This is a genomic window from Bacillus sp. UNCCL81, from assembly GCF_900112535.1.
Lineage (GTDB): Bacteria > Bacillota > Bacilli > Bacillales > Bacillaceae_G > Gottfriedia > Gottfriedia luciferensis_B.
This window is the reverse complement of record NZ_FOMF01000002.1, coordinates 471487-494156: the sequence shown is the minus strand read 5'-3', so window position 1 is coordinate 494156 and position 22670 is coordinate 471487. Positions and strand designations below refer to the sequence as shown.

General features: G+C 33.4%; 20 protein-coding genes and 1 pseudogene. 2 read left to right on the top strand and 19 right to left on the bottom strand.

Annotated features, from left to right (window positions below):
• Window positions 1-47: 47 nt before the first annotated feature.
• The 11 genes and pseudogenes from BM319_RS02560 to BM319_RS02515 form a co-directional block, all read right to left on the bottom strand.
• Entirely contained in the window at window positions 48-374 is a 327-nt protein-coding gene (locus BM319_RS02560) for a hypothetical protein (protein WP_139226470.1), read from the bottom strand.
• 185 nt (window positions 375-559) lie between these two features.
• On the bottom strand, window positions 560-1033 hold the full coding sequence (locus BM319_RS02555) for an NUDIX hydrolase (RefSeq protein ID WP_091021217.1): 474 nt from the start codon (window positions 1031-1033) through the stop codon (window positions 560-562).
• Between the two features lie 133 nt (window positions 1034-1166).
• A pseudogene (locus tag BM319_RS25205) lies at window positions 1167-1528 on the bottom strand (formate/nitrite transporter family protein).
• Window positions 1529-1539: 11 nt separating this feature from the next.
• The gene (locus BM319_RS25200; protein WP_353615536.1) at window positions 1540-1980 is read right to left on the bottom strand and encodes a formate/nitrite transporter family protein; all 441 of its coding nucleotides are present in this window, start codon (window positions 1978-1980) and stop codon (window positions 1540-1542) included.
• A gap of 16 nt (window positions 1981-1996) precedes the next feature.
• A complete protein-coding gene (locus tag BM319_RS02545; RefSeq protein WP_091021216.1) occupies window positions 1997-2713 on the bottom strand; it encodes a sirohydrochlorin chelatase in 717 nt (238 codons plus the stop codon).
• A gap of 4 nt (window positions 2714-2717) precedes the next feature.
• Window positions 2718-4142, bottom strand: coding sequence for a uroporphyrinogen-III C-methyltransferase (cobA, locus tag BM319_RS02540; RefSeq protein WP_069032172.1), 1425 nt, complete (start codon window positions 4140-4142; stop codon window positions 2718-2720).
• 3 nt (window positions 4143-4145) lie between these two features.
• Window positions 4146-4463, bottom strand: a complete 318-nt coding sequence (locus BM319_RS02535) for a nitrite reductase (NAD(P)H) small subunit (protein ID WP_091021215.1) — start codon at window positions 4461-4463, stop codon at window positions 4146-4148.
• Window positions 4464-4489: 26 nt separating this feature from the next.
• The gene (gene nirB, locus BM319_RS02530) at window positions 4490-6889 is read right to left on the bottom strand and encodes a nitrite reductase large subunit NirB (RefSeq protein WP_091021214.1); all 2400 of its coding nucleotides are present in this window, start codon (window positions 6887-6889) and stop codon (window positions 4490-4492) included.
• Window positions 6890-7110: 221 nt separating this feature from the next.
• Window positions 7111-7500, bottom strand: coding sequence for an iron chaperone (locus BM319_RS02525; RefSeq protein WP_091021213.1), 390 nt, complete (start codon window positions 7498-7500; stop codon window positions 7111-7113).
• A 19-nt stretch (window positions 7501-7519) separates the two neighbouring features.
• Window positions 7520-8758 (bottom strand): MFS transporter, encoded by a 1239-nt coding sequence (locus BM319_RS02520; protein WP_217648342.1) that lies wholly within the window; start codon window positions 8756-8758, stop codon window positions 7520-7522.
• Between the two features lie 319 nt (window positions 8759-9077).
• Window positions 9078-9980 carry a flavin-containing monooxygenase gene (locus BM319_RS02515; protein WP_091021212.1) on the bottom strand — a complete coding sequence of 301 codons (903 nt, stop codon included), beginning with the start codon at window positions 9978-9980 and terminating at the stop codon, window positions 9078-9080.
• A gap of 308 nt (window positions 9981-10288) precedes the next feature.
• Between BM319_RS02515 and BM319_RS02510 the strand changes: the two genes are divergently transcribed.
• Window positions 10289-10816: a response regulator transcription factor gene (locus BM319_RS02510; RefSeq protein ID WP_286143664.1), complete on the top strand. Its 528-nt coding sequence runs from the start codon at window positions 10289-10291 to the stop codon at window positions 10814-10816.
• A gap of 441 nt (window positions 10817-11257) precedes the next feature.
• Here the strand turns inward: BM319_RS02510 and BM319_RS02505 are convergent, their stop codons facing one another.
• Entirely contained in the window at window positions 11258-11935 is a 678-nt protein-coding gene (locus tag BM319_RS02505) for a response regulator transcription factor (protein ID WP_091021210.1), read from the bottom strand.
• Between the two features lie 230 nt (window positions 11936-12165).
• Between BM319_RS02505 and BM319_RS02500 the strand changes: the two genes are divergently transcribed.
• Complete coding sequence (locus BM319_RS02500) at window positions 12166-13062, top strand: LysR family transcriptional regulator (RefSeq protein WP_069032163.1); 897 nt, start codon at window positions 12166-12168, stop codon at window positions 13060-13062.
• Between the two features lie 57 nt (window positions 13063-13119).
• Here BM319_RS02500 and BM319_RS02495 read toward each other — a convergent pair whose 3' ends face one another.
• The 7 genes from BM319_RS02495 to BM319_RS02465 all read right to left on the bottom strand — a co-directional run bounded on the left by BM319_RS02495 (window position 13120) and on the right by BM319_RS02465 (window position 22447).
• Window positions 13120-13548 (bottom strand): protein-tyrosine phosphatase family protein, encoded by a 429-nt coding sequence (locus BM319_RS02495; RefSeq protein WP_091021209.1) that lies wholly within the window; start codon window positions 13546-13548, stop codon window positions 13120-13122.
• Window positions 13549-13572: 24 nt separating this feature from the next.
• On the bottom strand, window positions 13573-14328 hold the full coding sequence (locus BM319_RS02490; RefSeq protein WP_091021208.1) for an MBL fold metallo-hydrolase: 756 nt from the start codon (window positions 14326-14328) through the stop codon (window positions 13573-13575).
• Between the two features lie 850 nt (window positions 14329-15178).
• A complete protein-coding gene (locus BM319_RS02485; RefSeq protein ID WP_069032160.1) occupies window positions 15179-16729 on the bottom strand; it encodes an acyl-CoA carboxylase subunit beta in 1551 nt (516 codons plus the stop codon).
• A gap of 8 nt (window positions 16730-16737) precedes the next feature.
• Window positions 16738-17175 carry a methylmalonyl-CoA epimerase gene (gene mce, locus BM319_RS02480; RefSeq protein WP_069032159.1) on the bottom strand — a complete coding sequence of 146 codons (438 nt, stop codon included), beginning with the start codon at window positions 17173-17175 and terminating at the stop codon, window positions 16738-16740.
• Entirely contained in the window at window positions 17175-18194 is a 1020-nt protein-coding gene (meaB, locus tag BM319_RS02475) for a methylmalonyl Co-A mutase-associated GTPase MeaB (RefSeq protein ID WP_069032158.1), read from the bottom strand. The genes mce and meaB overlap by 1 nt, the downstream gene beginning before the upstream one ends.
• A complete protein-coding gene (scpA, locus tag BM319_RS02470) occupies window positions 18195-20360 on the bottom strand; it encodes a methylmalonyl-CoA mutase (protein ID WP_091021207.1) in 2166 nt (721 codons plus the stop codon). It lies immediately after the preceding gene.
• Window positions 20357-22447, bottom strand: coding sequence for a methylmalonyl-CoA mutase family protein (locus BM319_RS02465; RefSeq protein ID WP_091021206.1), 2091 nt, complete (start codon window positions 22445-22447; stop codon window positions 20357-20359). Before BM319_RS02465 ends, scpA begins: the two co-directional genes overlap by 4 nt.
• Window positions 22448-22670 lie beyond the last annotated feature (223 nt).

The following is a 22670-nucleotide window of genomic DNA, read 5'->3' as shown; positions in this document are numbered from 1 at the left end:
TTCCCACCAAATGACTACTTTAGCAGTTTCATCTTCAATCAATACTTCTACTTCTCTAGATGTCTTTCAAAAATAAAAAATGAATATAGTCGATACAATATTGCGATCAGCGCTAAAACTGATAAATAGATCATAGAATTATCATCAATAAAAAATGAAGCGATAAAAACCGCAAATGCTAGTAATGTTAAAAAGTTCCCAGAAAAACCATTAATTGGTTGATTGTTTAGAAAAAGTGTTTTGGCACCTTTTAAATCTTTTGCATAACAATCCTCATGATAAGGAACGACTTGAAAAAACATCGTAGCAGTAACGAGATCTCCCCTGATCCTAATTTCCTTTAAACACCGATCGCAATGCACTGTTTTAGCCAAATTAGTCACCCCATAAACTCTAATTCTACTTTATTTTATTTATTCTATTTTTTCCAATAAATTCCTAGTAAACTATGAACATTTCTTCAAAATAAAAAATAAGAACTTTCCTCGACCTATTTTATTTCTTTTACCGAAAATAATTTGAATTCGCTCTTCTTGTTTTACTTGCTATTTGACGTTGGTCATTCGTACCCCAATTCAGGGTAAAATTTTGTTAAAAATTCATTTAAAATAACCTTGTGACTTTTCACAATATTATTTGGTAGTTCATTTGGATAAAAGAACTCAAATTTAATAGATTCCGAATCATTAACACTTAATATTCCTTTATAATCTTCTGTATAATAAGCAACAGTAATTACGAAAAATTCATCTCCGTTTTCAGCTTTAACGAAGTTTTGTGGTCCTGAATAAACATTTATTAAATTCAAATGATCCACAATTAGTCCCGTCTCTTCAAAAACTTCTCTCTTGGCAACATCTTCAGTTGATTCCCCTAACTCCATCAGTCCACCTGGTATTCCCCAATATCCATTTGGAAATTTTCGAAGTTGTAATAATAATCTACCGGATTGGTCAATGATGATTGAAACTGCGCCTACAAATATTAAAGGTCTATGTCCAACAATACTCCTTAACTCTTCTATATATCCCATTTTTACGCCCCCTTATTATTACTATATTTTACCAGAAGGAATGATCAAAGTTCCTAAAAAAAGAAACAACCTATTTAGATTTATAATCCAAGATTGTTTCTTTTAGTTTTATGTTGTTTTAGAGTAGATTTAATTAAGATGCAACTTTATTATCATTTATTTTATCATTTGAAACTTTTTTATTTATTGCACCAGAACTTGAAACCCAGTAAGCTGCTCCAACAAATAAACTACCGCCAATAATATTTCCAAGTGTAACCGGAACTAGATTCGAAACCATTCCGGCTAGTGTTACTGTTTCTGGATGTTTAATAAGTAATGAGATTGATAATAAGGTCATGTTTGCAATACTATGTTCAACCCTGAAGTAATAAATGCAAACAGGCACCAAAATACCATGATTAATTTTCCTGTTTCAGATTTCATTTTGAATGAACACCACAGCGCTAAACAAACAAGTATATTACAAAGAATTCCACGTACTAGTAATTCCATAAATGGTGCATTCATTTTTGCTGAGGCTCATTATTAATAAAATCTGCCACACCACCATTAGCTAGCCCTGAATAAGCAAATAATAACGCCACTAATACCGAGCCAAATAAATTTCCTAAATAGCTATATCCCCATACTTTCGTAGTATCAATCCAATTAACTTTTTTTTCTAACATACCTATAGACATAATCATATTATTTCCGGTAAATAAATCCGCTCCTGCCATAATGACTAAACTTAAGGCAATCCCAAATGAAACACCCATTATAATTTTCGTACCAGCAAAACTAGTTGGTGCGAGTAATCCACCAATCGTAAAGATTAAAATAATACCTAATCCTACAAAAAATCCTGCCATCATTGTAGGAACCATATATCTTGATTTACTTTCTTTGATTTGGTTTGTCTTCGCGATGGCTATATTCCCAATTGAATTAATAACTTCTTTCATATTGATCACCCGATATTTAGATTTTAAGCTTCTCTTGAATTCGCTCGATCAGTGCATGGCTCATCAATTCATCGAACTGTAAATTCTCACATAGATAAAATTTTTCATTTTCATTGGAAATTCGTTTCTTAATTTTTTCAAGAAGTAATCCTGTAAATAATAAATATGGCATTACAAAAATACGTTTAAATTCTTTACTCATATTTTTAATGGTATCTTCTAATTTTGGATTACCCGCGGTTAAAAAAGCTACGCGAACAGGGACATTAATTCGCGACTCAACAGCATTTCCAATTTGTTGAAGCATTTCGATTGGGTCTTTGTCGCTACTTCCACGACCTACTAAAATGATTGCAGCGTTACTAGTTCCACATGCAGCTTGTACACGCTTTTGAACAAGCTGAATCATTTTTTCATGAATACCAAATGGCTCAGTTATCGTAATATTTACATGTGAAAATCGTTTTAAAATACGATTTAATTCGACTGGAATATCGCGTTTATAATGTCCAGCTGCAAATAATAATACTGGTACAACTACTATATTTCTCGCACCTTCTACGATCATTTTTTCCAAAGTTTGTTGAATAGTTGGCTCAACTAGTTCTAAAAATGCATATTCTTGTTTTTGAATAGGAATCTCTTTGATTACAGATTGAATATAGTGTATAAATTGTTGATTACCTTCTTGCCTTCGACTTCCGTGTCCAATATAGACAACAGCATCGAACATAATCTCACTTCCAATCACCTAGCATTAATTCCTTTTGTAATTCTTCGTCAACTTTAGTAAACCCGCATTTAATTGCATATTCTTTAACTGATTCACCAATATATGCAAATGGTAAATCCATTAAATGACTTACCTTAGTATTCTTTAATTCTTTTATAAACCAATCAACAGATGAACGATTTGGAAAAATAATTGATTCCCATTTTGTTTCTTCAATCATTCTTTGATTGATTACATCAAATCTAGAATCTGCAATAGTTTCATGTGTAGCCAGAAATTTTGACTTTGTTGGTAATTGTGTCTCTTTGTCTACCGAACCAATAAAAATTGCATCGTTTTCATGACGGCTAACTTTTTCTGCCAATATTCCATATTTATCAAGCTCTTTGCTCGTTTTCGGTGATATATACTTAATTCGATTAGGCAGTTTACGAATATCAATCTTTGATTTAAACATATTTGTAAAAAATAATTGCACACTTTCTGGTGAACAAAAAACGATTTTTTCATGACTTAGTGCTTCAACTAACTGATCCTGTTGTATAGGAAGATGAACTGATTTAAGAGTAGGAAAAGCGTAAACCTCAGCACCGTTTTCTGATAAATAAGTTTCTAATCCATTCTTCTCTACTGATGCAGTTCCTTTAGCCAATAAAATTTTTCTACTAAAATATTTTTTCTTTTCAAACCAAGAAATAGTTGAGCGTAATTTGACAACATCTCCAATAACTGTCATTGCAGGATTTGTCATTTCTTCTTCCTCAATAACAGATACAATTGTTTCGATCGTTCCCTCAACAACTTTTTGTTTTCCAATTGTTCCCCACTGAATTACGGCCACTGGTGTATCCTTTGATTTACCAATCTTTATTAGGTGCTTACATATTTTAGGTAGATTACTTACCCCCATATAGTAAGCAAGTGTATCCCCTAATTGGTCAGAACAATTCGATTCAATAAGATTTTCATTCTCCATACATTTATGGCCTGTTCTTAAAGTAAAACTTGTACTATATTCTCTATGTGTAACTGGGATCCCAGCATATGCTGCTGCAGCAATGCTAGATGTAATCCCCGGAATAATTTCAAATGGTATATTATGCTTTGAAGCTTCCTCTGCTTCTTCACCTACTCGACCGAAAACGGATGGGTCTCCTCCCTTTAATCTAACAACATATTTCCCGTCTTGGGCGAAAGTAACTAATGTCTGATTAATCATTTCTTGACGCATTGTATGTCTGTCAGGAAGTTTCCCACAGTAAATAAATTCACAATTTTTATTCGCTTCACGAAGTAATCTTGGATTAGCAAGTCGATCATATAAAATGACTTCAGCTTCTCGAATACATTTCATTCCTTTTTCTGTAATTAAGCCTAAATCCCCAGGCCCTGCACCTACAAATGAAATAAATCCAGATTTTTTAGTCATACGTTACACCGTAATATAAACAGAACCGTCAATTACTTCGGTTTTATATGTTTTTACAATGCCATCATCTGGTTTTTGAACTTCACCCGTTATTAATGAAATTTTCCAATCACGTAGAGGACAAAAAACATATTCACCTGAAACAATCCCTTCAGCAAGTGGTCCATTTGTCCCCGGACATTTACTTTCAACTGAACGAACATCTTCATTTGATAAACGGAATAATGCGATTGATTCCCCTTTAATTACTACTTCCTTTCCAATTTGTATAGGTAATGAGGCAAGATCAATAATCTTAATTTTCTCTGGTGTATTGGTCATTTTGATTGCTCCTCTCAAATTTGAAATTATTTTCTAATAACCTCATATAGGTCTAATTGATTCTTAAGCGCTTGGCTCCATGCTTCTTCATAAGTAGATTTTGCTTGATTAAACTTCTCTACTAAAGCATTTTCTAATTCTTTGTTTAACAATACTTCTTTAATTACTTCAACTCCTGTTCGCTCTACCCAAGGAGCAGTACGTTCCCCGTAAATACCCGTTTCGCGATAGTATTGAACATAAGCTTTTGCCATGTGAACTACTTCTTCTTCTGTTGTTACAGTTGTTAAAAGATCACATTCTCGAACCGCTGTCCCACCATTCCCACCAAAATATAGCTGGAATCCATTTTCGACACATATTACCCCAAAGTCTTTAGTTAGCACTTCAGCGCAATTTCGAGGACATCCTGTAACACCCATTTTCATCTTGTGAGGGGTGTCAACCATTTCAATCGCTTTTTCTAATTCGATTCCTAAGCCTAGTGAATCTTGTGTTCCAAATCGACAAAATCGATTTCCGACGCAAGACTTAACATTTCTAAGTGATTTTGAATAAGCATAACCTGAACGCATCCCTAATTCTTTCCATATTTTAGGTACGTCTTCTTTTTTAACACCATATAAACCAACACGGCTCGCACCGGTAACTTTTACTAAAGGTACATTGAATTTATTTGCTACTTCACCAAGTTTAATTAATTCATCACCAGTCGTAACTCCCCCATACATTCGCGGTACGATTGAGAATGAGCCATCATTTTGGATATTTCCTTCCATTCGTTCATTAACGAAGCGTGATGATTTATCATCTTGATAATCATTAGGATACATCATTCTTAAATAATAGTTTAGAGCTGGACGGCATTTTGAACAACCTTCTTCATTTTCAAATCCTAATACAATTCGAACCTCTCTAGGAGTTTGTAATCCTTTTTCTTCAATTTCATTTATCACTTCATCACGAGATAATTCGGAACATCCACACATACCAGGCTTTGCAGCATTGGGATCAAATGTATCACCTAATGTAGCCGCTAAAATACTTTCAACCATTCCTTTGCATTTTCCACATGATGCGCCTGCTTTTGTGCAATTTTTCACATGTTCAAACGTTGTAAGCTCTTGTTCTAAAATTGATTGAACAATTGTGCCTTTCGTAACACCATTACATCCACAAACCGTATCATTAGCACTCATACTAAGAACAAAATCTTCACCAGCGTCCTCTCCTGATTTATGGAGAATAGAAGCACTAGTATATTCCTTTATATTTGTTTCATTTTTTAACATGTTGAATAATCGATTTCCATCTGATGCATCACCATATAAAACTATTCCAACAACTTTTTCATCTTTCACAATTACTTTTTTATATAGTCCAGCAAATTGGTCATTTACAATGATTGCTTGCATATCTTCTCCTTCATGGATTAATCCACCAGAGAATAAATCACAGCCAGATACTTTTAATTGAGTTGATAAAATGCTTCCTTTATATCCTTTCGTGCAATTACCCGTTATATGTTCTGCTAGCACGATCCCTTGTTCATATAGCGGTGCTACTAACCCATAAGTAGTTCCGTTATGTTCGGCACATTCACCTACAGCATAAATTGATGGTTCCGATGTTTGCATTATATCGTTAACAATGATTGCACGGTTTGCGTCGATTCCTGCTTCTTTTGCTAAAGAAATATTTGGTCTAATTCCAACAGCCATTACGACTAAATCACATTCTAATGAAGTTCCATCCGAAAAACTGATTCCTTCAACACGATTCGTTCCATTTATTGAAATCGTTTGTTTCTCCATTAAGAAATTCATGCCCTGTGCTTCTAAATCTTTTTTTAACATTTTCGCGGCCGTTGCATCTAATTGTTGTTCCATTAATGTAGGCAATAAATGTACAACATGAACTTCCATTCCTCGGTCAATTAAACCTCTTGCTGCCTCTAAACCTAGTAGGCCTCCCCCAATTACAACAGCTTTTTTATATTTTTTTGCATAATCTATCATTAATTCAGTATCTTGAATTGTCCGAAAACCGATTACACCTTGTAGATTATTTCCTGGGATAGGGAGTATAAAGGCACTAGATCCTGTAGCTAAAATAAGCTCATCATATAAAAGCATTTTTCCTTTTTCAGTTTCAACTATTTTTTCTGTAGGGGATATTTTTGTAACTTTTTCGTTTGTAAGTAATGTAATTTGATTCTCTATATACCAATTCCAATCATTAATATTAATTTCATCAAAGGTTGTTTTACCTTGTAATACGTTCGATAACATGATCCTGTTATAGTTTGGATAAGGTTCATCCCCAATTATTGTGATTTCAAATATATTTTTATTTATTTTTAGTATTTCTTCTATACAACGAACTCCTGCCATTCCATTACCAATCATCAATAATTTTCTTTTCATCTCTTCTGTCCCCCAAATACAAATTGTGAACTTTTTCACATATTTTGCTAAAAAAATCAACTTCATCATTCATTACTTGTTTTTTCCTCTAAATACAAGTTTAGTATAACGGATAAAGTAATTTATTATTGGAAAATATTTGACAATATTTTGAACAAAGCCATCAGTCCTTTTTACTAAAAAAACCTCCAAAACTAAAATTAGCTCCAGAGGTTTTGATCTTATTTTTTCTTTTTTAATTTTTCTTCCGCTTTTTTAATATCCTCAAGTTCCCTATACTTTACAATCTTTTTTATCAAATCAAATGGAAGTGGGTCGTTTATTGGAAATTGCACAGATCCTTTAGCGCCTTTATAAACGGATAATTCTTGTTTAAATGCTGCAATTCCGCTTGCGCCAGGGTAAAATCCAATATGATTTTTAAATGCAGCAAAATGTACTAAATTTTTATTTAGCGCAAAAGTAGGCATTTGATAACTAATTCTCTCTACAGCATTTGGTACAACTTCTTTTACAGTCTTTCTTAAAGATTGTAATTTTTCTTGAACATCAGGCTGAAATTGTGAAATATATTCATCAATCGTTTCAAATGTTTTTTTAGTATTTTCCATAAATCCTCCTTTAACAAATTTATCCTGCTTTTTCTGTTTTATCTCCAGAAAGTGAATTAATTCTTCTAAGTGAAGGGAATAAATACATCCAAAGTCCAGCAACTAATATCGTTCCAAGTCCACCTACAAAAGCAGCTGGTACGGCACCAATTAATCCAGCCATTGTTCCAGATTCAAATTCCCCAAGCTGATTCGAAGTTCCAATAAATAGCGAATTTACAGCATTTACTCTTCCTCTCATATCATCCGGTGTCTGTAGCTGAACGAGCGAAGAACGTATTACTACGCTGACCACATCTGAAGCTCCAATTATAAATAATGCAATTAATGAGATGACTAAGTTTGTTGAAATTGCAAATAGCATTGTTGCTAATCCAAAAATACCTAACGCTGCAAATAATATCGGCCCAAAAGATTTTTTAAGTGGAAAATAAGCTAAAATTAGAGACATTATTAATGCTCCAACAGCTGGTGCAGTACGCATCAGACCTAAGCCCCAAGCGCCTGTATGTAAAATATCTTGGGCATAAATTGGTAAAAGTGCTGTAGCTCCACCAAGTAAAACGGCAAACAAATCAAGTGATATAGTTCCTAAAATAATTGGGTGTTTATAGACAAATTCTAACCCCATAAGCATTGTACGTAAAGTTACTGGCTCTGCTTTACGAATAAATTCACTATCTAATTTTATAAAAATTGTTAAGATTGATGAAAGTAATAAAGCAATTGCTGAAATTGCATATACGTATGCTGGTCCTACTGAAAATAATACACCACCAAGAGATGGCCCAAGTATTTGTGCTGTTTGACCTGCAGATGTACTCCAAGAAATAGCTTGTTGTAAAATAGATTTTGGCACAACTTGAGGTAGTAACGCCGAAGAAGCAGGTCCTTCAAATGATCGACATGCACCAAGTATAAAAGCTGCAATTAATATTTCCTCTCTGCTAAGCCAGTTAGCAAAATTACCATATAAAAGAAGTCCTGCTATTAAAGCTTCTACCATTTGGCATATGAAAACAATTTTCCGACGATCAACTCTATCAGCAACTTGACCTACTACTAATGTAAGTAAGACCATTGGAATAAATTGTGCTAAACCTACTAGACCTAGACTAAACGCGTCATGTGTCAAATCATACATTTGCCATCCAATTGCTACTGATAGCATCTGAAATGAAGTCGAAGTAAACATTCGTGAGACCCAGAAATTTGTAAATGAAGTCCCTTTAAATATAGATTTTTTTGATGCAGACAAATTAAAACTCTCCCCTTTTTAACTCTAACAAATAGAAAAATGAATATTTATACTATTAATGAAATTTAAATACAAATCATTATACTATTTTCACTCTGAATTTGTGGATTAATTCAACTTACATTAAATGATTTTTAATAATTGGAGAGCGCAATTCTATTCACACTTTAACCATTTATGAATGGGATATTTACATTCTTTTTTACGTTTTTACTTACTTAGAAGCCACCCCTTGAACTATGAGTTACTATACTTTATTTCAACATGTTGAAAAACACTTCTCCAAATAAAGAAGTGTTTTTTCGGATTGTATTCTAGTTTAATGAACTGCGGTTAAAGTTAAAACAAATCCTTCATATCCATTTGTAGCTATTTCATCGCATTTTTTGCGATATGCCCCTACACCTCCAAGGTAAATTTGAAATCCTCGTGGTTTTCCTTTAATATTTGCTCCGGTGTACCATGAATCTGTTTTTGTGAATAGTGTTGCCTCTGCAACTTCCCTGCAATGTCGGCTCCAGTCATTTTCTGCATCAACATTAGCTTCAATCACATCAACATCATTTGTACGTAAGAACTGGATACAATCTGCAATCCATTCTACGTGTTGCTCGATTGAAACAGGCATATTGCTTAGTACTGAAGGACTTTCTGGCCCAGTAATCATAAACATATTAGGGAATCCAGCATTTGCAATTCCAAGATATGTTCTTGTTTGTGCTCCTCCGTCCCATTTTTCTTTCAAACTAATTCCATCTTTTCCTTTAATATCAATCTTCATTAATGGTCCAGTCATACCATCATACCCAGTTGCAAATATAATCACATCTAATTCATATTCATTGTTTTTAGTTTTCAACCCATTAGGTGTAATTGATTCAATTGAATCGTTTTTAACATCAACTAAAGATACGTTTTCACGGTTATATGTTTCGTAGTAATTCGTATCTATAATTGGACGTTTTGTACCATAGTAATAGTATGGCATTAATTTTTGGGCAACTTCAGAATCATGTACAATTTTACTAATTTTTGATCTGATGAATTCAGCAACTGTTTCATTTGCTCTTTCATCAATTGTAAGATCAGTGAAGGCCCCAAAAAGTCCGAGTCCACCATTTTTCCAACTATCTTCATAAATTTTGTTTCTTTCAATTGGATTGACATCTAAAGCAGATTGTGTTGGTGGAACAACCGGTTGGCCCCCGATTGATTCTCTCATCTGTTTTTTAATCTCTTTAAAGTTTGCTTTCGTTTTTCGTACATACTCCGGGTCATAAGGATGATTTCTTGCTGGTGCACTATATTGAGGTGTACGCTGGAATACAGTCAGATGACCCGCCTGTTCTGCAATAACTGGTATAGCTTGTACACCGCTCGAACCAGTTCCAATAATTCCAACACGTTTCCCTTTAAAATCAACTTCCTTATTTCTTGGCCAGTGACCAGTATGGTACCATTCCCCTTCCCGTTCGAAATGCTTATTTATTTCGATATTCTCCTTTTGGATTTTTAGGCGAAGGCATTATTTTGATTACGAATGATGGATTAACACATATACGAGAGATCAGAGATGATATTCGTTCGCTCCCAATCATCTTTACAGCAATTTGTGAGCGAAAAGCAAAGTTCTGTTCAGGCATTGAATACTTAAAACAAACGAGTAGTAAATATATCTTCCCTTCTAGTGTTAACTCTATGATCGCTGTACCAATCTGCTTCGGTTCAGTAGTTGTTGGTTATATTTGTTCAACAGAATTTAAAGATCATCTTAAAATGGATGATAAACTCCTCTCTTCATTTACATATTACGGTAAGTTAATTGGAAAATTTTTAGAAAATACAACTGGGGCGTATGATTCAATCATTTTAAGCAAAAGAGAATTAGAGGTAATGAAACGAATTGCTTGGGGCGAAAGCACAAAAGAGATGGCAGATTCCATGAATATTAGTGAACTTACAGTAAAACAATATGTAAAATCCGCTATAAAAAAACTCGGTGCAAACAATCGCTCTCATGCGGTTGGTGAATTAATTCGAAAAGGAATAATATCTTAAAAACTTTTTTGAATGTTCACTATAAAAAAAGTAAATTAACTTGGTGGGAAAATCGTTTTATCGTAAAGTGGATGGTAAAAGTGTTGGATAATTGGATGAGTAGTTACAAAGGTAATTAAGCTATACTAAATGGAGAATTACATTATTACTTGAGTATTTTTTTCAAAACAATGAGGTATATAAGATTTTTTTTTGAGTCGAAGCTAATGTTCGTAAGAATTTTGGCATGTAAATTGTTTAATATTAGAATTATTGAATGTAACTGGCTATTTTATGTTTTTTAAGTAATCTTGGTTTGATGAATAGTTATATTGGAACGCAAAGATGCTCGACTCCTATAGGAGCGAGCATCTTTAGTGGAAATCAACAATACAATACTTATCTTTTTTTCAATTGGATAACACTAATCCTTTTAAGTAATAGATTAGTGTCATTTGTTAATTAGTCAAACGAAATCCAATTATTTTTGATTGCAGAAATCACAGCATTTAATCGATCAGATACCTGTAATTTTTGAATTATATTTGAAACATGATTTTTAACAGTTTTACTCGAAATAAATAATTCAGATCCTATTTGAATATTGGAAAATCCTTGAGCTAAAAGTTGTAAAATTTCAATTTCTCTTTTCGTCAAAAGATTATTCATCGCTTCATAATCTAGTTCTTTCTTTTTATTTCCATTCTCAAGTAGTCGTTTATTTTCTTGAATGATTAAATTTGTTAATCGAGAATCTAAGAAGAATTGACCATTTTGAACTTGTCTTACAATATGAAGTAAATATTGTTCATCAATGTCAGTTAAGCAAATTCCATTTACCCCAATTTTCATCAAACTCTCAATTTCATTATAATCTATATTATTTTTAATGATTACTATATTAATGTTCTTATCAATTAACTTTAAAAGCTGAGATTTTTCTTCCATCTCTTCATTTTTCACATGACAAATAAAAAATGATTCATTTAAATCGTTTGTATTAATTTCATGGAAATCTATTTTTCTAGCATCTAGATTATGATGTACTAAAATTGTACAGATTCCAGATACGAAAAGAGTATTTTCAACAAAAATAAATGTTTTATTTTCGTGGTGATTAAACTCATTGTAAGTAAACATTTTTATTCCCAACTTTCAACAGTAACTAGATTCAATTACTGATATTTCATTGCTTAATCCTAATTATTCCTATAAAATTATATGGAATTAAGTAGTATTTTACATTGTTTACGACAGAAATTATATTTCATATATGTTAAGCTATTGTTAAGTAATACTTAACAATGTAAAGCACATAAATATATTAAACTATTGATAGGGAAAGTTAGTTTTTATATTAGGAGGTTAATATGAACTTTGAACAACTAGAATACGTTGTAAGTATCGCGAATGAAAAGTCGATTTCAAAAGCAGCGAAAAAATTGCATATTTCTCCTTCTGGGGTTAGTCAAGCCATTAGTCAACTTGAAAGAGAATTAGAAATAAATATATTTAATCGATCTAGAGGTGGAATTACCTTAACTATTGAGGGAGAGTTAGTATTATCTAGGTCAGTTGAAATTTTAAATAATTTAAAAGAATTAAAAGAACAGCTTTCGGATTTTAAGGAAACTAGAGTAAAACATATGAAAATTGCATGTGCACCGACTTTTACTTATACAATTCATGATGTTTTAAAAAAATACTCTGGAAATAACAATGGAGCGACTATTGAATTAATTGAACAAGGTACACCTCAGATTATTAACAATTTAACAAAAGAGGACTATGACCTAGCGTTAGTTGTATCTTCTAAAGCGGAATTAGAAAAGGAAAATAATATTAATTTCGAATTCTTAAGTAAAGGAAAAGTGTGCATTATAGTAGGCAAAAATTCTCCTTTATATGAATTAGATTATGTTACAGCTGAAGACTTACTTTATCAAAAGGTCGTAATGTATACTTTTTCGAATAAAAATTTTCTGCAATTAGCTAAAAAATTTAAAAATGAGATCGTTCTTAAATCAAACCGTACTATGACACTTATTGAAATTATTAAGGAAGGACGCGTATTTACTTTTGTGCATAATACAACTTTAAAATATTTTCCCGAAGTATTAAGTGGCGAATTAAAAATAATCCCAATTAAAGAAACAGATTATTTTTATCAAGACTTTTGGGTAATATCTCCAATTACGAAAGAAAATACAAGTGACAAAAATGAATTCATAAAGTGTGTAAAAGATCATTTAAATGGTATATTTTAATAAAAAACGCTAAATGATACAAACCAAAATTGTATAATTAGCGTTTTTTATATTTATTTAAGCATTAGGAAAAATCTTTTTTAAGGATTCCTTCATATTAGGATTCGATTTAATTGTTGGACGGATTGATCTAGCCATTTCTTCAGCTTCTTCAATTGTTTTAGCTTTATTTAGTGCAATTAATGCTCCCATTGCCACTGTACCTGCACGTGTATTGCCACCACCACAATGGAAATACACTTTTTGATCATTTTGATAAGCTTCTACTACATGATCAATCGCTCTTTTAAGTGTTTCTGCTTGTTCTTCTTTGTCATCAACAATCGGACTATGTACACGGTTAATTTGAGGGTCAACCTCATATTTTTTTACTCTTAGATCAAAAACAATATTTGCATTTTCATTTTCCATCATGTCTTTTACGTCATCTGCCCCACCGAAAAAAACACGATCTTTTATTAATTCATGATAATTCTTGTTACTCATTTTTTTGCCTCCAAAAACGATTTTTTAAAATTTTAATCGAATGATTTCACTTAATCTTTCTTTTATATTCCCCTCAAAAAGTCCACCATGATAACAGATCACTTTTTCAATATCAAATGACAATAAAGCCTCAAGTGATTTTATCGATTGTTCAATATCATATGTGTATTGTGGGTTTGAAGGGTTTAATTGATCATTTTCAATTATTAGTGCATCACCTGCAACTAATGTTTTCGACTCCTTATGATAAAAGCTTATATGCCCTGGTGTATGTCCAGCAGTATCAATTACAGTAATACCACCACAAATTGTCAAATCATTTCCAGGGGTAACAATATGGTTAACTTTACCTTTTGGTGGGTTTTCTAATCTGTTTTTAAATGCTTTTCGAAAGTCATCTGTTGTATCCGCTGGTAAGGACGCTACAGCTTTTGCAATTTTTTCGGGTGTTATTTTTATAAGCAACTTTTCACCTTGAATATACGGTTTTTCTATTTCACTCGCATAGACTTCAATTTCGTTTGTAGACTCTTCTACAATCACAGAAAGACTTCCAATATGATCAATATCTTGATGAGTAAACAGTATTTTATTCAGTTTTTCAAAAGGTACACCAAAAGTTTCAAAGCAATTTTGAAATTCGTTTAATTGTCCTGGATAACCTGTATCAATTAATACGACATCTTCTTCATCCCAAATTAGTGTTGGATGAATTGTATTTGTCATACCATTTGAATTCAACGTAATGCTTAACATTTGGATCTTACTTTTACCAAGCATAAAATCACTCCCGAACTATTTTGTGTAATCATTTCCAAGTACTATCGTACTGATTACAGTTCATTCAGTCAATAACAAAATATTTTATTATAACATAAATAATTTTATTTGTCAATAGGTTGGTTGATTTATTAAAATGTAATTTTTAACATTTTCTCACAAAAAAACTAGATATACTAATCTTATAGTATATCTAGTCACGCCGTTGAGAAACAAGCTTGTCAATTAAATTACTAAATTTTCGTAAAAGGAGTAGAGTGATGTTGATTTCCATTACAGGATGCTCGCTTTCCATGGGGCGAGATTCTTTAGCCTCCTCGGCAAGCCTGTGGGGTCTCAGCCTTCCCGCTAATCCCATAGGAGTCGAGCACCCCTCCATTCCAATCAACTTATTCACCAAAAAAAGTTTGCAATAAATCCTAATCAAATAGCCTTTACTTAGAGTAATCTAGAGTAACCTAACTGTTGTGTAATTATCAGCTTGTAGGTCCACAAATATCGAACTTTAATTAAACTAATCAATTGAATTTGTTTTTCTAAAAATTAGTACATAATATTTTCAACTTCAGAAAAAAATCATTACTAGTGATTATTTGAATCATGAAATTGCTCAATATATTAACATTTAACTCCATTAATAAATCATCAAAAAGATCATTTCATCATAAATAAGTTCAATTTAATGTGCGATTTCCATATAGACCATTTTATATTTCAACACTCTGACTAGATATACTAATCTTATAGTATATCTAGTCATTCTGTTGAATTAAGGTCTTTTTACCTCGATCAAAATATTCTCAATATAGTCAATTTAGTAACGTTGTTTTCCATTACAATCCACTACATTTTAAAGCGGGATATTTCCATGTTTCTTTTTAGGTCGTGTTTCACTTTTTGTACTTAACATTTCTAAGGATTGTTTTAAGACTTTACGTGTTTCTCTTGGATCAATAACATCATCGACCATGCCGTGAGAAGCTGCAACATATGGATTTGCAAACATTTCTCTGTATTCTGAAATTTTTTCAGCTCGAGTTGCAATTGGATCGATACTTTGATTAATTTCTTTTGCAAAGATAATATTTGCTGCTCCTTCTGGTCCCATTACGGCGATTTCTGCATTTGGCCAAGCGTATACTACATCTGCACCGATTGCTTTAGAGTTCATTGCTACGTATGCGCCACCATATGCTTTTCTTAAGATTACTGTAATTTTTGGAACTGTAGCTTCTGAATATGCATATAAAATTTTAGCTCCGTGACGAATAATTCCACCATGCTCCTGGTTTACACCTGGGAAGAAACCTGTTACATCTTCAAATGTAATTAAAGGAATATTAAATGAATCACAGAAACGGATAAATCTTGATAGTTTATCAGAAGAATTAATATCAAGTCCACCTGCCATTACTTTTGGCTGATTTGCTATGATTCCAACACTGTGACCATCAATTCGACCAAATCCAATAACAATGTTCTTCGCAAAGTTTGGTTGTACTTCCATGAAGTCTCCATTATCAAGAATTTGCTCAATTACTTTTCTTACATCGTAAACTTTCGTAGATTCGATTGGAACTAAGTCAATTAGATCTTCTCTCCAATCATCTTTTTCAAAGAATGGAACTCCTTCTGGTTTTTCATTATTATTTTGAGGTAAAAAGCTAATTAATCTGCGTACCTGTTCCAATATTTCTGGTTCTGATTCTTCGGTAAAATGAGCTACACCGCTAATCGAAGAATGAACTTTTGCCCCACCAAGATTTTCCGTTGTAATTTTTTCTCCAGTGATTGTTTCAATTACTTTTGGACCTGTAATAAACATTTGACTTGTCTTTTCAACCATAAAAACAAAATCAGTAATAGCTGGTGAATAGACTGCTCCACCTGCACATGGTCCCATAATGACTGATATTTGCGGAATAACGCCAGAGTAGATCGAATTTCGATAAAATACATGACCGTAACCGTCTAATGAAACTACTCCTTCTTGTATTCTAGCACCACCAGAATCGTTTAATCCTATAATCGGAGCACCTACTTTTGCAGCTAAGTCCATAGCTTTTGCAATTTTAATAGCATGCATTTCACCTAATGCTCCACCAAATACTGTAAAATCTTGTGCAAAAACATAGATTAAACGTCCATGGACTTTACCGTAACCTGTGACTACACCTTCACCTGGACTATCCATTTTATCCATTCCAAAATTAGTAGCGCGGTGTTTAATAAAAGGATTTAATTCGACAAAAGTATCTTCATCTAATAAAAGATTAATACGTTCTCTAGCAGTTAATTTCCCTCTATTATGCTGTGAATCTATTCGCTCGTCTCCACCGCCTAGTTCAATTACTCTCTTTCGGTCCATTAATTCATTAATTTTCTCATAAGCTGTCGTCATAACTTTATTCAACTTCCTTTCTTAGTAGCACTAGATGATGGTTGGCATAGCTCAAACAATACTTTATTCGTTGAATTTGGATGAAGGAAAGCGACTAGGCTATCATGCGCCCCCTTTTTTGGAACTTCATTTATAAGTTTAATTCCGTGTTCTTTCATCATTTCAAGCTGTTTCTCACAGTTTTCTGTTTCTAATGCGATATGGTGAATTCCTTCGCCTTTTTTCTCAATAAACTTTGCGATTGGGCTTTCTGGACTAGTTGCTTCTAAAAGTTCAATTTTCACTTCTCCGATTTCGATAAATGCTACTCGTACTTTTTCACTTTCAACTGTTTCAATTCCTTTAAGTTTTAAGCCAAGTACATTCGTATACAATTGAATAGAAGTTTCTAAATCTCTTACTGCAATTCCAATATGATTAATTTTTTTTGGACTAGTCTCATGCATTACAATGGCTCCTTCCTATTGCTTTCAAAAATGGATAATAAATAGTTTGCAGCTGAAGTTGCTGTTAATTCTCCATTTACAATTGAGCTTTCAATCGATTTTAAATTTAGTTTTACACTTTCATGATTCATAAAACTTAGTTTCAACTGTTCAAAAACCATGTTGTACATCCAATCAATCATTTGTTTTTGACGGCGCAAAGAAAAATAGCCAGATTCAGTTGTTAAATTTTTAAACGCATTAATTTCATTCCATATTTCTTCAATACCTTCACCTAGTAACGCGGAAGCTGTATATGCTTTACTAGACCAACCTGGAGTGGAAGGCTGTAATAAGTGAAGTATTCGATTAAATTCAGCCTTAGCCGCTTTGGCCTTTAATTTGTTTTGTCCATCGGCTTTATTGATAACAATTGAATCTGCAAGTTCCATGATGCCTTTTTTAATTCCTTGTAACTCGTCTCCAGCCCCAGTTAGCATGACTAAAAGAAAAAAATCTACCATTGAACGAACCTGTACTTCACTTTGTCCAACACCGACAGTTTCGATTAAAATCACGTCATAGCCTGCTGCTTCGCACACTAGCATAGATTCTCGTGTTTTACGTGCAATCCCACCAAGAGAACCACCTGATGCAGAAGGCCTAATAAATGCATTCGGATTCTTTGAAAGTGAATCCATTCTTGTTTTGTCTCCTAAAATACTACCTTTTGTAATTGTGCTACTTGGGTCAATTGTTAAAACGGCTACTTTATGTCCTTGTTCACACAAATATGTTCCAAAGCTTTCTATTAAACTACTTTTACCGGCACCTGGAACCCCAGTTATTCCAATCCGGATCGAACGACCTGAATGAGGAAGTAACCTAGTCAACACATTTTGTGCAGAATTCATATGTGCTGACGAATTACTTTCTATAAGGGTAATTGTTTGGGCTAAAATAGTTCGATTGCCTTCAAGTACTCCATTTACATAGTCGTCTTCTGAAAGCTTTTTCTTTCTTTTGTTTTCGTGATCCATTTAAATCGAATCCTCAAGTCGGCGATTAATTTCTTCAATAACCTTTTGTGCCGCAACTGGGATAACAGTACCTGGTCCGAAGATTGCTGCCGCTCCGTTCTTTAATAAAAACTCATAATCTCCTGCAGGTATTACCCCTCCAGCAACAAGAACAATGTCTGGTCGACCTAGTTTTTTTAATTCTTCCATTAATTGTGGAAGTAGCGTTTTATGGCCTCCTGCTAAAGAGCTCATTCCGATAACATGAACATCATTTTCTACTGCTTGAAGTGCCGTTTCCGCTGGTGTTTGGAATAGCGGACCGATATCTACATCAAAGCCTAAATCAGCAAATGCTGTAGCAATTACTTTCGCTCCACGATCATGACCGTCTTGTCCTAGTTTAGCAATCATAATACGAGGACGACGACCTTCTTTTTCTTCAAAATCATCAGCCATTTTACGTACAATTTCTATTTCATCTTTTTCACCGTATTCCGCACTGTAAACGCCCATGATTGAACGAATAACAGCTTTATGTCTCCCTACTACTTTTTCATAAGCATCTGAGATTTCACCTAAAGTTGCACGTGCTCTAGCAGCCTCAATTGCAAGCGCTAACAAATTACCTTCCCCAGACTCCGCTGCCTCAGTAATTGCGGCTAATGTTGACTGAACTTTCGCTTCATCTCTAGTTGCTCGAAGCTCTTGTAATCGCAAAATTTGCGCTTCACGAACAGCAGTATTGTCGACTTCTAAAACATCTAATGGATCTTCTTTTTCAAGACGGTATTTATTAACGCCAATAATTGTTTCTTTACCTGAATCGATGTGAGCTTGACGTCTTGCTGCTGCTTCTTCGATTCTCATCTTTGGTAAACCAGTTTCAATCGCTTTTGCCATACCACCTAATGATTCAACCTCTTTAATATGTGCCCAAGCTTTTTGAACTAATTCATTTGTTAACGATTCTACGTAATATGAGCCTCCCCAAGGGTCCACTACTTTACAAATTCCAGTTTCTTCTTGTAAATAAAGCTGCGTATTTCGGGCAATACGAGCAGAGAAATCAGTTGGTAATGCAATTGCTTCATCTAAAGCATTCGTATGAAGTGATTGCGTATGTCCTAACACAGCAGCCATCGCTTCAATACATGTACGAGTCACATTATTAAATGGATCTTGTTCAGTTAAACTCCAACCGGATGTTTGTGAATGTGTTCTTAGCGCCATAGATTTTTCTTTCTTTGGATCAAATGATTTGATCAATTTAGCCCAAAGTAGACGTGCTGCTCTCATTTTTGCAATTTCCATGAAATAGTTCATTCCGATTCCCCAGAAAAATGATAAACGAGGTGCAAACGAATCAATATCGATTCCCGCTTTTAAACCAGTTCGAACATATTCCAGTCCATTTGCCAAAGTATAGCCTAATTCGATATCTGCAGTAGCCCCTGCTTCTTGCATATGGTAACCAGATATACTGATGCTGTTGAATTTTGGCATATGTTGTGAAGTATAAGAAAAAATATCAGCGATAATACGCATTGATGCTTCTGGCGGATAAATATAAGTATTTCTCACCATATATTCTTTCAAAATATCGTTTTGAATCGTTCCTGTAAGCTGTGATTGATCTACCCCTTGTTCTTCAGCAGCAACAATATAAAATGCTAAAACAGGAAGTACTGCACCATTCATTGTCATTGAAACTGACATTTTATCTAAAGGAATACCATCAAATAAAATTTTCATATCAAGGATTGAATCAATTGCAACCCCTGCTTTTCCAACATCCCCTTCAACACGAGGATGATCTGAATCATATCCACGGTGAGTGGCTAAATCAAACGCAATCGATAAACCTTTTTGACCAGCAGCTAAATTTCTTCGATAAAATGCATTACTTTCTTCTGCAGTTGAAAAGCCGGCATATTGACGAATTGTCCAAGGCTTGTTTATATACATCGCAGGGTAAGGTCCACGTAAAAACGGAGCAATTCCAGAAACGTAACCTAAATGTTCCATCTGATTTAGATCAGTCGAATCATATAATGGTTTTACATCTATTTGTTCTAAAGTTTTCCAATCATCATGATTAACTTGCATCGGTTTAGGAGGTGCTATATTTGGTGCTGAAAATGTTGTATTAAATGGCATCTTTGTAAAGTCTGTTAGTTTGTTCATTTCGTAATCCCTCCATCCTTTTGAAGATTTTGCAACTTCTCGAAATTATTTACATTAATATGAATGAAATCATCAATTCCAACTTCTTTATATAATTTCATATCATCGATCGACGGCTTCCCTGCTAAAAGTACTTTTGCATTCGGATTAATTGTTTTAATCTGATTTGTTATAGAAGGTACAACTGCTGAATATTGATCATCAGTTGAACAAATGACAACAATTGTCGATTCTGATTTTTTAAATGAGACAATTATTTCATCAATTGATGCAAAGCCTTTATTTTGAAGCACCTTAAATCCTCCAACTTCAAAAAAATCAGTTACAAAGTCCGTTCGAGGTTTATATGCTGCAACTTGTCCAAAATTAGCTACAAATACAGTTGGAAATTCACCTGTACTATTTTTATAGCTTTGAGAATTTTGGCGCAATGATTCATAAGGTTGTGCACCACGATGTATGTTTAATTGATTAACGCTAGGAAGTTCTGATTCTATTAAATTCATTGCATTTAAAATACTCGTTATTGTTGCGCCATTACTTGCTGCATCAATGATATCTTCAACTGAACAACCACTTTGTAAGATAAAATGATCTGAACTGCTCTCGAAGTTTTCTTTATTCCCCTCAACTTCTCTATGATCCAATTCTTTTTTCTCTAACCCTGTTTCATTCAGATTTGGATAGATATTAGTCCCAATAAATTTATCTTTTCTATTTTTTATGTTGCCCGACTTTTCTTCTGCAATCTGTCTAACTAAAGCTTGTGGGAAGCCTTCTTGTATTGCCTTTACCATTCCACCTTTTTCTTCAATTTTTTGGAATAGTTCCCATGCTTTTTCAGCCAAAGAGTAAGTAAGTGATTCAATATACCAAGAACCACCAGCTGGATCAGTGACTTTTGATAAATTTGATTCTTTTTCAAGAATTAAATGTGTATTTCTTGCAATACGTCTAGAAAATTCATCAGATGATTTAATCGATTCATCGAATGGTGAAATATGAAGTGAGTCAGTTCCTCCAATTACTCCTGCAAAAGCTTCAACAGTTCCTCTAAGTATATTGACATAAGGATCATAAATCGTTTTCGTCCACGTCGATGTACGAGAATGAATAGTCATTTTTTGGGAAGCTTCATTGCCACCTAATTCTTTCATCATTCTTGCCCAAATCATTCTAGCTGCTCTTAATTTTGCTATTTCCATAAAGAAGTTCGATCCGACAGAAAACGAGAAAAGTATTTTCGTCGCTGCATCATCAAGCGGAATTTGTTGGTTATCCATTTCACGTAGATACTCTAATCCAGTTGAAATAGCAAATGCTAATTCTTGCACTGCATTTCCTCCAGCATCGTGATAAGGATGTGACTGCACTAAAATATTTCTTAAATTTGGCGTATGTCTAACTGACCATTTGGTGATCTCAGCCATCATTTTGTAAGCATTTTCAATAGAATACGGAAGTGTCCCTTCTTTCACTAAATGACTGATCGGATCCATTCCAATAAATCCATTTATTTTATTAAAATCGTAATTTTGTTGTTGCAAATATGCGATAAATGATCCAAAAAATGCTTGCCCGCCGTTAACTGTTTCAATATATAAAGGAACTTCCTCTAAATTTATATTTTGAAAGGCTACTCTAACATCATTAATAGATGTTAAGATTAACCCTTTATTTAAATCATTATTTGTTTGGAAAGATTCGTTAAGTTGAATCTTTAACATCGTTTGCCCTTTGTCTAAATCATGTTTAGCAATACGGTTGAACTCCTCAGGCGTTGAACAATCTAATTCCTGACTAATTTCCCATGGTTTTTCTAGATAACCTTGTTCACTTGTACCTCTAACATAAGGAAATTCTCCTGGTTGAGCGTTTAAATAAGGAAAGTTAGCAATATCTTCTTCCCCATACATCGGCTTCAAAATTATTTCTTCATACGTTTTTGTTACTAGCTTTTCCTCAATAGTGGCTCCTTTTAAGGATTTTTCAACAACATCTCTCCACTCTTGTACAGTAGGCTTTGGAAATTCAGCAAATAAATTCTCTTCCAAGTTATGGTTCGAAGTTTTCGTATTTTCTGACATGTATAAAGCCACTCCTTTCTTTAACTCTTAATTTAATAAGATGTAAAAATAAATTAGATCATCGAATTTATCTATGTAATAAAGTCGATTTTTCTTTTCATTAAGAATATAAATGCAAAGAATAATTAAAATTTCGACATACTCTTTCAAAAATCCTCTAAAATTATGAAAATTACGTATTTTTTAAATGCTCTTACTTGTAAATATATTTTGACATTATTTT